The 13,523-nt window shown below is 65.8% G+C and carries 12 protein-coding genes and 1 pseudogene; 6 read left to right on the top strand and 7 right to left on the bottom strand.

Features of this window, described 5'->3' with window-relative positions:
* Positions 1-12 precede the first annotated feature (12 nt).
* From ACYJP6_RS02085 to ACYJP6_RS02075, 3 genes and pseudogenes are all read left to right on the top strand, one after another.
* Positions 13-792 (top strand): annotated as a pseudogene (locus ACYJP6_RS02085) (DeoR/GlpR family DNA-binding transcription regulator); the annotation flags it as partial.
* Positions 793-859: 67 nt separating this feature from the next.
* On the top strand, positions 860-2,695 hold the full coding sequence (gene glmS / locus ACYJP6_RS02080) for a glutamine--fructose-6-phosphate transaminase (isomerizing) (RefSeq protein WP_459472968.1): 1,836 nt from the start codon (positions 860-862) through the stop codon (positions 2,693-2,695).
* 202 nt (positions 2,696-2,897) lie between these two features.
* A complete protein-coding gene (locus ACYJP6_RS02075) occupies positions 2,898-3,533 on the top strand; it encodes a LysE family translocator (RefSeq protein WP_459472966.1) in 636 nt (211 codons plus the stop codon).
* 42 nt (positions 3,534-3,575) lie between these two features.
* Here the strand turns inward: ACYJP6_RS02075 and ACYJP6_RS02070 are convergent, their stop codons facing one another.
* Positions 3,576-3,926 carry an NADH:ubiquinone oxidoreductase gene (locus tag ACYJP6_RS02070; protein WP_459472964.1) on the bottom strand — a complete coding sequence of 117 codons (351 nt, stop codon included), beginning with the start codon at positions 3,924-3,926 and terminating at the stop codon, positions 3,576-3,578.
* 51 nt (positions 3,927-3,977) lie between these two features.
* On the opposite strand from ACYJP6_RS02070, the gene ACYJP6_RS02065 reads away from it, so the two are divergent.
* Both ACYJP6_RS02065 and ACYJP6_RS02060 read left to right on the top strand, forming a co-directional pair.
* The gene (locus ACYJP6_RS02065) at positions 3,978-4,934 is read left to right on the top strand and encodes a CobW-like GTP-binding protein (RefSeq protein WP_459472962.1); all 957 of its coding nucleotides are present in this window, start codon (positions 3,978-3,980) and stop codon (positions 4,932-4,934) included.
* A gap of 164 nt (positions 4,935-5,098) precedes the next feature.
* A complete protein-coding gene (locus ACYJP6_RS02060) occupies positions 5,099-6,037 on the top strand; it encodes an energy transducer TonB (RefSeq protein WP_459472960.1) in 939 nt (312 codons plus the stop codon).
* Here ACYJP6_RS02060 and ybaL read toward each other — a convergent pair.
* The 5 genes from ybaL to ACYJP6_RS02035 form a co-directional block, all read right to left on the bottom strand.
* Positions 6,034-7,755 (bottom strand): YbaL family putative K(+) efflux transporter, encoded by a 1,722-nt coding sequence (gene ybaL, locus ACYJP6_RS02055; protein WP_459472958.1) that lies wholly within the window; start codon positions 7,753-7,755, stop codon positions 6,034-6,036. The two genes, ACYJP6_RS02060 and ybaL, sit on opposite strands and share 4 nt — an antisense overlap.
* Before the next feature lie 74 nt (positions 7,756-7,829).
* Positions 7,830-8,312: an acyl-CoA thioesterase gene (locus tag ACYJP6_RS02050; protein WP_459472956.1), complete on the bottom strand. Its 483-nt coding sequence runs from the start codon at positions 8,310-8,312 to the stop codon at positions 7,830-7,832.
* Positions 8,313-8,373: 61 nt separating this feature from the next.
* Positions 8,374-9,132, bottom strand: coding sequence for an SDR family NAD(P)-dependent oxidoreductase (locus ACYJP6_RS02045; protein WP_145008217.1), 759 nt, complete (start codon positions 9,130-9,132; stop codon positions 8,374-8,376).
* A gap of 68 nt (positions 9,133-9,200) precedes the next feature.
* On the bottom strand, positions 9,201-9,602 hold the full coding sequence (locus ACYJP6_RS02040) for an SMI1/KNR4 family protein (RefSeq protein WP_145008216.1): 402 nt from the start codon (positions 9,600-9,602) through the stop codon (positions 9,201-9,203).
* A gap of 177 nt (positions 9,603-9,779) precedes the next feature.
* Entirely contained in the window at positions 9,780-10,637 is an 858-nt protein-coding gene (locus tag ACYJP6_RS02035) for a Tim44 domain-containing protein (protein WP_459472954.1), read from the bottom strand.
* Between the two features lie 270 nt (positions 10,638-10,907).
* Here ACYJP6_RS02035 and ACYJP6_RS02030 point away from each other — a divergent pair, with 270 nt between their 5' ends.
* Entirely contained in the window at positions 10,908-12,668 is a 1,761-nt protein-coding gene (locus ACYJP6_RS02030) for a cation:proton antiporter (RefSeq protein ID WP_459472952.1), read from the top strand.
* A gap of 426 nt (positions 12,669-13,094) precedes the next feature.
* Here ACYJP6_RS02030 and ACYJP6_RS02025 read toward each other — a convergent pair whose 3' ends face one another.
* Complete coding sequence (locus tag ACYJP6_RS02025) at positions 13,095-13,523, bottom strand: EamA family transporter (protein WP_459472950.1); 429 nt, start codon at positions 13,521-13,523, stop codon at positions 13,095-13,097.

Here is a 13,523-nt window from a genome sequence, read left to right as displayed (position 1 = left end):
TTATCTTTCGAATCGAAATTTATGACCCGTCGCAATACTGCTCAGCGTCGCCATGCCATCCTCGCCCAGCTCCAGCAGCAGGGCGAGGTCAGCGTCGACGAACTGGCCCGCCAGTTGGAGACCTCCGAGGTCACCATCCGCAAGGACCTGGCCGCCCTCGAGCGCAATGGCCTGCTCTTGCGTCGCTATGGCGGCGCGGTGGCCATGCCCCAGGAATTGCTGGCCGAGGCGCCACCCCAGGCCTCGCCCTGGAAGCAGGCCATCGCCCGGGCCGCCGCCCAGCGTCTGCGTGAGCATGCCCGGATCATCATCGACTGTGGCAGCACCACGGCAGCGCTGATTCCCCAGCTCGACCGTCGCCCCGGGCTGGTGGTCATGACCAATTCCCTGCAGGTGGCCACGGCCCTGCGCGAGCTGGAACAGGAGCCCATGCTGCTGATGACCGGCGGGACCTGGGATCCGCATTCGGAATCCTTCCAGGGCCAGGTCGCCGAGCAGGTGCTGCGTTCCTACGACTTCGACCAGCTGTTCATCGGCGCCGATGGGCTCGACCCCGAACGCGGTACCACCACTTTCAACGAGCACCTGTCGCTGTCGCGCGTCATGGCCGAGGTAGCCCGTGAAGTGGTGGTCATGGCTGAGGCCGATAAGCTGGGCAGGCGGATTCCGAATCTGGAACTACCTTGGGAAAGAGTGGACGTGCTCATCACCGATGAACGCCTCCCGCCTGAGGCGGCCCAGGCGATCGCCAAGCGGGGTGTGCAGGTCGTGCGTGCGGCTGTGGAAAACTAGACAATCAGCTCATCCACAGGCGGCACCGAAAGGTCGCTGTGGATAAGACAGGCAACGGGAGGTAAGCATGTGTGGAATCGTCGGCGCCATTGCCGAGCGTAACATCACCGCCATTCTGGTCGAGGGCCTCAAGCGCCTGGAATACCGCGGCTACGACAGCGCCGGTCTGGCGCTGCTGGATGCCCAGGGCGAGCTGCAGCGGCTGCGCCGCATCGGCAAGGTCAGCGAACTGGAAGCCGGTTTGCTCGCCGATCCCCTGGCGGGCCGCCTGGGGATCGCCCATACCCGCTGGGCCACCCATGGCGCACCCACCGAGGCCAATGCCCACCCGCATTTCTCCCGGGGTGACGTGGCCGTGGTCCACAACGGCATCATCGAGAACCACGAGGCCCTGCGTACCCAGCTCAAGGCCCAGGGCTATGTCTTCACCTCCCAGACCGACACCGAGGTCATCGTCCACCTGTTGCACCTGAAGTTGCAGGACAGCGGCGACCTGACCACGGCGCTCAAGGCAGCGGTCAAGGAGTTGCACGGCGCCTATGGCCTGGCGGCGGTCTGGCGCCAGCAGCCGGATCGCCTGGTGGCGACCCGCAGCGGCAGCCCCCTGGTAATCGGCCTGGGCCTGGGCGAAAACTACCTGGCCTCCGACCAACTGGCCTTGCGCCAGGTGACGGATCGCTTCGTCTACCTGGAGGAGGGCGACGTCGCCGAGATCCGTCTGGATCAGGTCAAGCTCTGGGACGTGAACGGAGCGCCGGTCCAGCGCGAGACGGTGCAGTACCACGAGGGCAGCGAGGCCGCCGACAAGGGCGCCTATCGCCACTTCATGCTCAAGGAGATCCACGAGCAGCCCAGCGTGGTCCAGCGCACCCTGGAAGGGCGCCTGGGCGATGGCCAGGTCCTGCCCGAGGCCTTCGGTCCGTCCGCCGCCGAGCTGTTCGCCAAGGTTCGCCAGGTGCAGATCGTCGCCTGTGGCACCAGCTTCCATGCCGGCTCGGTGGCGCGCTACTGGATCGAGGAGTACGTGGGGATTCCCTGCCAGGTGGAAGTGGCCAGCGAATTCCGCTATCGCCGCGTCGCCGTCAGCCCGGACACCCTGTTCGTCACCATCTCCCAGTCCGGCGAGACGGCCGACACCCTGGCCGCCCTGCGCATGGCCAAGCAATCCGGCTACCTGAGCAGCCTGGCGATCTGCAACGTGGCGACCAGCTCCCTGGTGCGCGAATCCCAGCTGAGCTTCCTGACCCAGGCCGGTCCCGAGATCGGCGTGGCCTCGACCAAGGCCTTCACCACCCAGCTGGTATCGCTGCTCCTGCTGACCCTGAGCCTGGGGCGCTGCCAGCAGCGGCTGGATGCCGGGATCGAGGCCGAGCTGGTAGCGGAGTTGCGCCGGCTGCCGGCGCGGCTGGACGAAGCCCTGGCCATGGACAAGACCGTGGAGAAGCTGGCGGAGTCCTTTGCCGAGAAGCATCACACCCTGTTCCTCGGGCGTGGCGAGCAGTACCCGGTGGCCATGGAGGGCGCGCTCAAGCTCAAGGAGATCTCCTACATCCACGCCGAGGCCTATCCGGCCGGCGAACTCAAGCATGGTCCCCTGGCGCTGGTGGATGCCGACATGCCGGTGGTGACGGTGGCGCCCAACAACGAGCTGCTGGAAAAGCTCAAGTCCAACCTGCAGGAAGTGCGCGCCCGGGGTGGCCAGCTGATCGTCTTCGCCGACGAGCGTGCCGGCTTCGAGCAGGGCGAAGGCACCCGTATCGTGCCCATGCCGCACATCCACGATGCCCTGTCGCCGATCCTCTACACCATCCCCTTGCAGCTGCTGTCCTACCACGTGGCGGTGTTCAAGGGCACCGACGTCGACCAGCCACGCAACCTGGCGAAATCGGTGACCGTGGAATAAACCCAGGTTCCACGTGGAACGCCTGCAGAGCCAAGCCAGTGCGGGGGCCGGTAAGCCGAGGGTACCGTCCCTGGCATGGCCTCCGAGCAAGCTGGGCTCCAGGCACTGGTTGAGGTGTACAGTAGGTCCGAGGGTAGGCGTCCCTGCCTGAGCGCAGGCTACCCCGGTGATTCAAGGAAAGTTGTCCAGGCGAGGTGAAGGGATGTTGCTCCACGATTGGTTGGGTTTCGTCGCAGTCGCCCTGCTGGTTACCCTCACGCCGGGTCCCGGAGTGATCATGGCGCTCTCCAACTCGGTGGCCTACGGGCCGCGGCGGGCGATGCTCGGCTCGATCGGCAATGCCCTTGGCTTGCTGGTGATCTCGACCGCCACCAGTGCCGGGCTGGGGGTGCTGCTGCAAGCCTCGGCTAGCGCCTTCCTGCTGCTCAAGGTACTGGGCGCGAGCTACCTGATCTACCTGGGCTTCCGGCAATGGCAAAGCCGTACCAGCGCCTTTGACGGCCTCGAACAGCCGGCAAGGCGGACGCTGTCCAACCGCAGACTGCTGTTCAACGGTATCCTGGTGGCGCTGACCAACCCCAAGGCGATTCTGTTCTTCGCCGCGTTCCTGCCACAGTTCATCCGCTCGGGCGGTGACTCGCACGCCCAGTTGGGCATTCTCGTCTTGACCTTCGCCGCCTGCTCGATGCTTTCCCATGGCTGCTATGTGATCCTGGCCCGGGTACTCCGGCGCCAGCTCGCCGCGCCCAGTCATGCCCGCCTGATGAACCGACTGTTCGGCGCTTCCTTCGTGGCCTTGGGGGCGAGTTTGTTCACCGTTCAGGCAAAGGTAGCCTGAGTAACGCTCCGGGCTCTCCCCGGCGCTGGATGCTGGAATCCGTCAGGGTACCCGCCAACTGCCCCGGTTCTGCTGGACACAGGCGACGGCGAGGAAACGCCCGTCGCCGGGTTCGCCGTAGTAGTGGATATCCTGTCGATAGGGCACACCCGGGCTGCGGGCACCCTGGCAGATGCCGATCTCGCCCACCGGGCACCGCGCGACGAAGCGGACCTCGGTCTGCTGGCCCTTGAGCTGGGGTTGGCAGAAGCCCTCGTGGAACAATTGGGCGGGGATGTCGATGTTGCTCTGGCAGACCTGCACGTCCACACTGCCCTGGCGACTGCGGATCACGCAGGCATCGGCGAGCGCCAGTGACGGCAACAGGGCCAGGGTAATCAACAGTCGCCGCATTCCAGCCAACCTCCCAGACGAAACCGCCACTCTAGCATTCGACCTTTCGCCATGCGCCTAGCCGATATCAAGACCCATGTGATCGCCGGTCCCCTGGGCGCCGGCAAGACGACCCTGATCCGCCAGCTGTTCGACCAGCGTCCCGATGACGAGCGCTGGGCCATCCTGGTCAACGAATTCGGTCAGATCGGCCTTGATGCAGCGCTCATGACCACCACTGACGACGGCCTAGCCATCGCCGAGGTGCCGGGTGGTTGCCTGTGCTGCGTCCAGGGTGTGCCCCTGCAGGTGGCCCTGACCCGCCTGCTGCGGCGGGCCCGGCCACAGCGGCTGTTCATCGAACCCTCCGGCCTGGGGCATCCGGCCAGTCTCTATCGCCAGCTCCAGGCGCCGCCCTGGGCCGGGGTGCTGACCTTGCAGCCGCTGGTCTGGGTGGTGGATGCCCGGCAACTGGTCGGCGGCCAGCCACTGGCGGCCGACCAGCAACAGGCCCTGAAGCTGGCCGGCCTGCTCGTGCTCAACAAGAGCGAGGACCTGGATCGCACGATGCTGCCTCCGTCGCTGCGCGACCGGCCGCTGTACTGGACCTCGGGGGGCAGGATCACCCTGGAAGACCTGCCAGGGACGACCGCCACCGCGCCAGGAAGCGGTGAGCTACCCGAGCCGGTCGGCACCATGCCACCTCAGGCACTGTTGCTGCCCGGTCGACCGCTGAGATTCAGCCATACGCAGGAAGGGCAGCATGCCCTCGGCTGGCGCTGGCATCCGAGCCATAGCTTCGCAGGTCCCGCGCTGCTGGCCCTGCTGGCGGAGCTCCCGGGTCTGCTGCGGTTGAAGGCCTGCCTGCAGTTGGCAGACGGCTGGCAGGCCTACAACGGGGTCGCCCAGGAGGGACGCTGGGAGCCGACCCTCTGGCGCAGGGACAATCGGTTGGAATTGATCCTGGCGGAAATGCCAGACCTAGAGGCCCTCGAAAAGGGGATACGCGGGACCATTCGCGACATTTGAGGTTGCCAAATTTGTTCGGTTAATGATAATGATTATTAAATTGACTTCCTCTGCGTATAGTTCCCATGGCTCCGACGCCCCTTGCCCGACCTGAACCGACCGTAGTCGCTGAGCGTTCCGACGGCGAACACGTCGAATCCATCCAAGGACCCAACAGGGCCGCCATGGTGGGCGATGTGGAACCGGTCGCCGGGGTCAACGCCAACCGTGGCGAGTCTTCCGCCACCATCCTGTCGTTCCGGATGCCGGAGCGAAACGAAGAGATCCTCACCCCAGCCCTCACCTCGGTTGGGGCCGCCGAGCCGGGTGAACAGCCGCCACGTGGCCGTGGTTGGGGCACTGCCTCTGCCCTGTCGCTGATCATGCATGCCAGCATGGCCGCGGCGCTGTTCCTGGTGGTTCAGACGCCCCCGGAGCTGAAGATCGCCAAGGGCGACGAGCCCATGCAGGTCAGCTTCATCCAGCTGCCCAAGCCGGTGCCGGAGCCACCCGCGCCCACACCGGCACCGCCCGCGCCACCGCCGCCACAACCCGAACCGCCGCCGCCGGAGCCGCCCAAGCCCGTGGAACCGCCGAAACCGCCGAAACCGGTGGAGCCACCCAAGCCGGTGGTGGAAAAGCCCAAACCCAAGCCGAAGCCCAAGCCGGTCGAGCACAGCCAGCAGAAGCCGCTGCCGAAGAAGGTCGAGCCCACGCCTGAACCCGTCGCCGAGGCGGCACCGACACCGGCACCCGCGCCGGCCACCACGGCGGCACCCAGTCAGCCGACACCGGCGGCCGCGCCTCCCGGTCCGCCGAAGACGGCGGGCCTGCCGACCGGTAGCATCGATGACGCCGACATTCGGCCGATCAAGATGACGCCACCGGAGTATCCGGAAATCCTGCGTCGCCGTGGGGTAGGGGGCGAGGTGCGGGTGATGTTCACCGTGACCGCCGACGGGCGCCTCGCCGATATCCAGGTGCTGGAGGCCTCGAATAAGCAGCTGGAACGCGCCGTGCTCGACGTGCTCGGCGAATGGCGCTTCGCGCCGCGGGTATCCGGCGGCCAGATCGTGCCGCGCAAGGCCACCAAGACCTTCAACTTCAAGATCCAGCGCCGCTAGGCCGCGGAGCCTTCGGGCTCCGCCTCGGCCTCGCCGGGCCGTTTCAGGCCCAGGTAGCGGAACATGCCATGGGCGATTTCACGTTCGCCCATGATCACCTCGTCCACGCCATGACTTTCCAGATGCCGGATCTCGTCGTCGTGGTGCGCGCGGGCGAGGATGTGCAGGTCCGGGGCGAGCTCCCTAGCCCGACGGGCGATCTCCGCCGCTTCGAAGCCATTGGGTATCGCCAGCAGCAGCGCCCGCGCTTCCTTGAGTTTGGCCCGGGCCAGCACCTTGTCCTGGGTCGCATTGCCCAGGATGGCCTTGAAGCCCTGCTGCCGTAAGGCCGTGACGTGGTCGGGCTCGTCGGCGATCACGATCAGGGGCGGACCCTCGCCATTCAGACGGTCGCAGATATAGCGTCCCACCCGGCCATAGCCCACCAGCACCAGATGCCCCCTGTGCTGCACGGGATCGGGCTCGTCGTCGTCCAGCTCCGGGGCATGCTTGCCCTTGGCATTGATCAGCCGGCGGCCTTCGCGGCGCTCCATCCAGGGCTGCAGCAGATCGATGCCGTGGAACAGCAGCGGATTGAGGACGATGGAAATGATGGCGGCGGCCAGGATCAGGTCGTGGGCGCCTTGGTCGAGCAGCTTCAGCGACAGCCCGAGGCTGGCGAGGATGAAGGAGAATTCACCGATCTGCGCCAAGCTGGCGGCGATGGTCAGGGCCACGCTGAGCGGACGGCGATAGGCCAGGACGATGAGCGTCGCGGCGATGGATTTGCCGAAGACGATGACCGCCACCGTCGCCAGTACCGCCCAGGGTCGTTCCAGCAGGATCTCCGGATCGAACAGGCAGCCTACCGAGAAGAAGAACAGCACGGCGAAGGCCTCGCGCAGGGGCAGCGAGTTTTCCGCGGCATCGTGGCTGAGCTCCGATTCGTTGAGGACTATGCCGGCGAAGAAGGCACCCAGGGCGAAGGAGACGCCGAACAGCGAGGCCGAGCCATAGGCGATACCCATGGCGATGGCCAGGGTCGCCAGGGTGAAGAGTTCGCGCGAACCGGTGCGCACCACCCGCGCCAGCAGCCAGGGGATGAATCGCCGGCCCACCAGCAGCATCAGGGTGATGAAGGCACCGACCTTGAGCGCGGTGAGGCCCAGTTCCAGCCCCAGACTCTGACCGGGCTCCTCGCCGCCGTCGCCACCCAGGGGCCCGGCCAGGGCCGGCAGGATCACCAGGGCCAGCACCATCAGCAGGTCTTCCACGATCAGCCAGCCCACGGCGATGCGCCCGCGGCGGCTCTCCACCATCTGGCGCTCTTCCAGCGCCCGCAGCAGCACCACGGTACTGGCCACCGACAGGGACAGGCCGAAGACCAGGCCGCTTCCCAGCCCCCAGCCGAGGACATGGCTCACGCCCATGCCCATGAGGGTGGCCACGGCGATCTGGACGATGGCACCGGGGATGGCGATGCGTTTGACCGCCAGCAGGTCCTTGATGGAGAAATGCAGGCCCACGCCGAACATCAGCAGGATGACGCCGATCTCGGTCAGCTCCCTGGACAGTTCAGGGTCGGCGACGAAGCCCGGCGTATAGGGGCCGGCAATGACCCCGGCGAGCAGATAGCCGGCGATCGGTGGCAGCCGCAGGCGAGTGGCCAGGGTGCCGAAGACGAAGGCCAGGACCAGGCCGATCGCCAGGGTGGAAATGAGCGGGGTGTCGTGCGCCATGCGGGCTCCAGGGATTTGGATTGCCAGATCCTGGAGCCGCTGCCGTCGAACGACGGCGACCTAACCGGCAAAACTCAATAGGTTTCCTTGAGTGCCTGATAGCGCTCCTGAAGTTCCCGGCGGATCTGCCGGCGCTGCTGAGCCTGCACGCAACGACGCTTCTCGTCCGCCGTCACCGGTTCGAGCTGGGGAACCGGGCAGGATTTGCCGTTCTCGTCCACCGCTACCATGGTGAAGAAGCAGCTGTTGGTGTGGCGGACCGAACGCTGCTGGATGTTCTCGGTGATGACCTTGACGCCGATTTCCATCGAGGTGGTCCCGGTGTAGTTCACCGAGGCCAGGAAGGTCACCAGTTCACCGACATGCACCGGCTCGCGAAAGATCACCTGGTCCACCGACAGGGTCACCACATAGCGTCCGGCATAGCGGCTGGCACAGGCGTAGGCCACCTCGTCGAGGTGCTTGAGCAGGGCACCGCCATGGACATTGCCGGAGAAATTGGCCAGGTCCGGCGTCATCAGGATGGTCATGCTCAACTGGTGGTTGCCGGCTTCCATGGATGAATCCTCGAGGATAAAAGCGGTAGACGGCGCGCTGGCGCCGTCTGTCACAGCGGGATCAGCGGCCGGCGGACAGGCCGAAGTCGATCGGCAGGTCGGCACCCGAGATGGCGGCGGCCTGGGGTTGGCAGAGGAAATAGACGAACTCGGCCACTTCCTCGGGTTGGATGAAGCGTGCGGTATCACCCTGGGGATAGCGGTTAAGCAGGTTGCGCCGGTAGCCCGCGGGATCGCCGCTGCCATAGTGCGCCGCCTGGAAATCCAGCATGGGGGTATCGATGTCGCCCGGCGAGACGGCATTGACCCGCACGCCGTCGCGGGCGAGCTCCACCGCCAGGTTCTGGCTGAAGAAGCGCACCGCGGCCTTGGCCGCGCCATAGGCCGCCGCACCGGCGATGGGTTGGCGGCCGGCTCCGCTGGCGACGTTGATGATGACGCCGCGGTTTTCCTTGAGGAAGGGGATGGCGGCCGAGCACATGAAGAAAGTGGCCTTGAGGTTGACCGCCATCACCAGGTCGTAGTCCTCCTCGCTGAAGGTCTCCACCTCGCCCTCGCGCCAGATGCCGGCGGCGTTGATCAGGGCATCCAGCCGCCCGGTGCGGGCCAGCACCTTGCTCACCAGCGAGCGGCAGCCCTCGGCGCTGGAAATGTCGGCGGTCACGCTGGAATCCAGGCCCACGATGCCGTTGAGTCCGTGCAGGCCTTCAGCATCGCGGTCAGCCGCGGCGACCCGCCAGCGGCTCTGGGCGAAGCGTTGCGCCAGGGCGCGGCCGAGGCCGCCCGCGGCGCCGGTGATCAGGACGACGGGAGTGCTCATGGGGCATCCTCCAGAGTGATGGCCTTATCCAGACCCAGGCCAGGCGGGGTCGTTCAGTAGCGGCGGCATCAGCTTTCCAGCCAGACGTCGCGGGCCCAGATCCACACCGAATCCCAGGATTCGTCGGTCAGGTCGCCATCTTCCCACAACAGTACCTCGCCTTCCTGGCTGACGCAGTAGTAGCCGTCATCGCTGGCGCAGAGCGGGATGTACTCGCGCGGCAGGCCTTCGTCCCAGGCGGTGGCGGCGACTTCCGGCAGATAGGTATGGGATTGGGGATCGGTGACTGTCACCGGCTCGATGCGGCCGTACACCACATCGCTGACGGTCAGCAGGAATTCGCGGAATTCCGGCGGCAGGCTGATGAGCAGTTCTTCCTCGATTTCGACCAGCAGGTCTTCGTCGGGCAGCTCCAGGGGCACGGGAACGGTTTCGTTTTCTTCACGCAGGCGTTCGATGACGTCTTCCATAGCAGGCCTCTCTCGAAATGCGCACCGGATGGGAAAAGAGGCGCGCAAGGTTAGCAGTTCAGTCCGGGATAACGGCAGCTTCCGCGCGGACTTGATAGCGGTTTCGAGAGATGGTCGGCATCGGCCCGAGACGAAAAAGCCCGGCTTAGAGCCGGGCTTTCGAAGGGTACGCCCGCATCAGGCGTTCTGGCGGATACCGGCCAGCAGCCAGGGCTGGTTCTCGCCCGCCATGCGCTCCATGCGCCAGCTTTCGCTGAACGGCTGGCCCTGGTCGAAGCGCGATTCCTTGGATACACCACTGAAGGTGATGGTGGCGATGGTCTTGCCTTGCAGGTCCTCGACCCCGTCCAGGGTGGCGTTCAGGTTCTCGATGTAGGTGGACTGGAAGCCTTCACCCAGGGCAGCGCGCTCGTCACGCAGCCACTGCAGCATCTGCGGGGTGACGAACTCGGCGATCTTGTCCATCTCGTTGGCGTCCCAGTGCTGCTGGAGGCTCATGAAATGATCGCGACCGGCCGCGACGAAGCGCTCGGCATTGAACCAGCTCGGTGCATTGATCACCGGTGCGGCCCCTGCGGCGGCACCGCCGAACAGACCGCCATTGTTGGGCTGGTTCGGCATCTCGCGCTGCATCGGCGCATGACCGGCAACGGCGGGCTGCGGACCGGCCTGCTGCTTGCGGCGGGCGAGGAGGCGGAAGATCACGAAGGCGATGAGCGCCAGGATCAGGAAGTCGAAGAACTGGAAGCCTTCGAAGCCGTCACCCATGAACATCGAGGCCAGCAGGCCACCGGCGGCGATACCGGCCAGCGGGCCGAGCCAGCGCGAAGCGCCACTGGGACGGGCAGCGGCAGCGGCGCCAGCACCGGCGGCAGGGGCAGCCATGCCCGGCTGCTGCGTCGGCGCGGCCTGGCGGGTCTGGTGGATGGGCGCGGCGCCAGCGGACTTGCCGGCGCCCATGCGTTTGGCATTGGCATCCAGGCTGAGCGTGAGGCCCAGGCACAGGATCATGAAGATGCTCATCAGGCGTTGCATGTGGTGTTCTCTCTGTGAAGAGTCTGGTGTTGGATACATCTTGCGCTGCCCGGTCAAGTACAGCCAGCGTGAATTGTTTCGGTATTTTGCCCTGTCGCGACTCCGGCAAGAGGCCGGAAGCGTCCCCCAAGCGCTCGAAATTTTCCAAGTACATCAATCTATTACAGATTTTTGCAAAATCCGTCACACCGGCGTGCAGGTGCTAGTCTTGGACTCCAGTCAGCGCAGGTGTCGGGAGCCTACCCGGCCCGTCATAGGAGGGCCCGGCCGATGCATGCTCTAGCTTTCATCCAGGACATGGCGGTCATCATGCTGGTGGCCGGGGTGGTGACCATCCTCTTCCACCGCCTCAAGCAGCCCGTGGTCCTGGGTTACATCCTCGCCGGCTTCATCATCGGACCCCACACCCCGCCCTTCGGTCTGATCCACGACGAAGAAAGCATCAAGACCCTCGCCGAGGTGGGGGTCATCTTCCTGATGTTCAGCCTCGGCCTGGAGTTCTCCCTGCGCAAGCTGTTCCGGGTCGGCGCCACGGCCTTCATCGCCGCCTTCCTGGAGATCAGCCTGATGCTCTGGCTGGGCTATCAGGTGGGCCAGCTGTTCGGCTGGTCGCACATGGATTCGCTGTTCCTCGGCGCCATCCTAGCCATCTCCTCGACCACCATCATCGTCAAGGCGCTCAACGAGCTGAAGATGAAGCACGAGCGCTTCGCCCAGCAGATCTTCGGCGTGCTGATCGTCGAGGACATCCTCGGCATCGGCATCATCGCCCTGCTGTCGGGCTTGGCGGTGAGCGGCTCGGTGGAGCCGGGCGCGGTGGCCGCGACCCTGGGCAAGCTGAGCCTGTTCATGATCGTCGCGCTGGTCATCGGCATCCTGCTGGTGCCGCGCCTGCTGGCCTACGTGGCGACCTTCGACAGCAACGAGATGCTGCTGATCACGGTGCTGGGGTTGTGCTTCGGCTTCTGCCTGCTGGTGGCCAAGCTGGAGTACAGCGTGGTATTGGGCGCCTTCCTGATCGGCGCCATCATGGCCGAGTCGCGTCAGCTGCTGAAGATCGAGAAGCTGGTCGAGCCCCTGCGCGACATGTTCAGTGCCATCTTCTTCGTCGCCATCGGCTTGCTGCTCGATCCCAAGGTGCTGATCGAGTACGCCTGGCCGATCACGGTGATCAGCGTCGCCGTGGTGCTGGGCAAGATCCTCGCCTGCAGCCTGGGTACCCTGATCGCCGGCAACGATGGCCGTACCTCGCTGCGGGTCGGCATGGGCCTGGCGCAGATCGGCGAATTCTCCTTCATCATCGCCACCCTGGGCATCACCCTGGGCGTCACCAGCCACTTCCTCTATCCGGTAGCGGTGGCGGTCTCGGCGATCACCACCCTGCTGACGCCCTACCTGATCAAGGCAGCCGATCCCCTGGCCCTGTGGATCGCTCGCTGGCTGCCCCAGCCCCTGCAGCGGGTGCTGGGCATCTATGGCGAATGGCTGCGCAGCATCCAGCCCCAGGGCGAGAAGGCGGTGCTGGCGGGCATGATGAGGCGCATCCTGCTGCAGGTCGGCATCAACCTGTCGCTGGTCATCGCCATCTTCCTCGGCGGCGCCTACTTCGCCAGCGGCCTGGCGGGCTGGCTCAGTACCTGGATCGCCGATCCCGACCAGCAGAAGGCCTGCATCTGGGGCGGGGCGCTGCTGCTGTCGCTGCCCTGCCTGATCGCCGCCTACCGCAAGCTCAAGGCCCTGGCCATGCTGATGGCCGAACTCAGCGTGCGGCAGAACCAGGCCGGTCGCTACACCCAGCCGGTGCGGCGTCTGGTCAGCGAATTGATCCCGCTACTGTCGCTGGCCGGCATCCTGGTACTGCTCGCCGCCCTGAGCAGCAGCATCCTGCCGCGCGGGGAATGGCTGCTGCTGATCGGGCTGGTCGCGGTGGGCGTGATCGCGGTGCTCTGGCGCTGGTTCATCCGGGTGCACTCGCGGCTGCAGATCGCCTTCATCGAGACCCTGGAGCAGGACAAGGGCGGACAGCACTAGGCCGCGTTTCCGCGATCCGAACATTGCCGTGCAGGGATCGACGCGGCAGAATCGCTCTAAGTCGGCCGTTTGAATGAGCGGATCGATGGCAAGGGAATGCGCAATGCAGGAAATGGGCTTGGCCGCTTTCTGCCGTCCGGCAATCTCCCACCGGTGGCCAGGCCCGTTTCCTGCGCCCTTTAAGAGTCTATGCAAAGTTTCGCGAGCTAGAGCAAAACAAGGCGAAACGACCAGCGGGAGTAACAGCCAACGGCTGGCCCGAAGGGTGAGCGCTAGCGAATCAAAGACCCGAGGAAGCGGATCGGACTCGCGCACGAGTTTACGAATGGTAAATGAGCATTCCGACGGGGCCGCCTAGGCGGAGCTGGCCTTCCAGGGGCTTTTCAACGCAGTTTGGCCGACGCGCAGCAAACTTTGTATAAGCTCTCAGGGCCTCCAGGCCAGCAGCAGTACACCCCCGCCAATGGCCGCGATGCCGCACCACTGGCGCAGGTCCAGGCGCTCACCCAGCAGCGTCACGCCGAAGATCGCCACCAGCACCACGCTCAGCTTGTCCACTGGCGCCACCAGCGAGGCTGGCCCCAGCTTGAGTGCCCGGTAATAGCACAGCCAGGACAGCCCGGTGGCCACGCCCGAGAGCAGCAGGAACAGGTAGGTACGGCCGCCGATGCTGGCCAGCGGTTGTGCCTGGCCGGTGGCGGCGACGATGGCCGCCAGTACCACCACGACCACCAGGGTGCGCAGCAGGGTGGCGAAGTCGGCGTTGACGTGAGCCACACCCAGCTTGCCGAAGATGGCGGCGAGGGCGGCGAAGCCCGCCGCCAGCAGCGCCCAGAACAGCCAGGAGGTGGTCAT

This window comes from Pseudomonas sp. No.117, assembly GCF_054558395.1.
The sequence above is the reverse complement of the archived record's forward strand: the minus strand, read 5'-3'. Positions and strand labels throughout refer to the sequence as shown.

Coding starts and splice junctions, on each gene's coding strand:
- glmS (WP_459472968.1), top strand. CDS start 860: ATGTGTGGAATCGTCGGCGCCATTGCCGAGCGTAACATCACCGCCATT.
- ACYJP6_RS02075 (WP_459472966.1), top strand. CDS start 2,898: ATGTTGCTCCACGATTGGTTGGGTTTCGTCGCAGTCGCCCTGCTGGTT.
- ACYJP6_RS02070 (WP_459472964.1), bottom strand. CDS start 3,926: ATGCGGCGACTGTTGATTACCCTGGCCCTGTTGCCGTCACTGGCGCTC.
- ACYJP6_RS02065 (WP_459472962.1), top strand. CDS start 3,978: ATGCGCCTAGCCGATATCAAGACCCATGTGATCGCCGGTCCCCTGGGC.
- ACYJP6_RS02060 (WP_459472960.1), top strand. CDS start 5,099: ATGGTGGGCGATGTGGAACCGGTCGCCGGGGTCAACGCCAACCGTGGC.
- ybaL (WP_459472958.1), bottom strand. CDS start 7,755: ATGGCGCACGACACCCCGCTCATTTCCACCCTGGCGATCGGCCTGGTC.
- ACYJP6_RS02050 (WP_459472956.1), bottom strand. CDS start 8,312: ATGGAAGCCGGCAACCACCAGTTGAGCATGACCATCCTGATGACGCCG.
- ACYJP6_RS02045 (WP_145008217.1), bottom strand. CDS start 9,132: ATGAGCACTCCCGTCGTCCTGATCACCGGCGCCGCGGGCGGCCTCGGC.
- ACYJP6_RS02040 (WP_145008216.1), bottom strand. CDS start 9,602: ATGGAAGACGTCATCGAACGCCTGCGTGAAGAAAACGAAACCGTTCCC.
- ACYJP6_RS02035 (WP_459472954.1), bottom strand. CDS start 10,637: ATGCAACGCCTGATGAGCATCTTCATGATCCTGTGCCTGGGCCTCACG.
- ACYJP6_RS02030 (WP_459472952.1), top strand. CDS start 10,908: ATGCATGCTCTAGCTTTCATCCAGGACATGGCGGTCATCATGCTGGTG.
- ACYJP6_RS02025 (WP_459472950.1), bottom strand. CDS start 13,523: ATGACCACCTCCTGGCTGTTCTGGGCGCTGCTGGCGGCGGGCTTCGCC.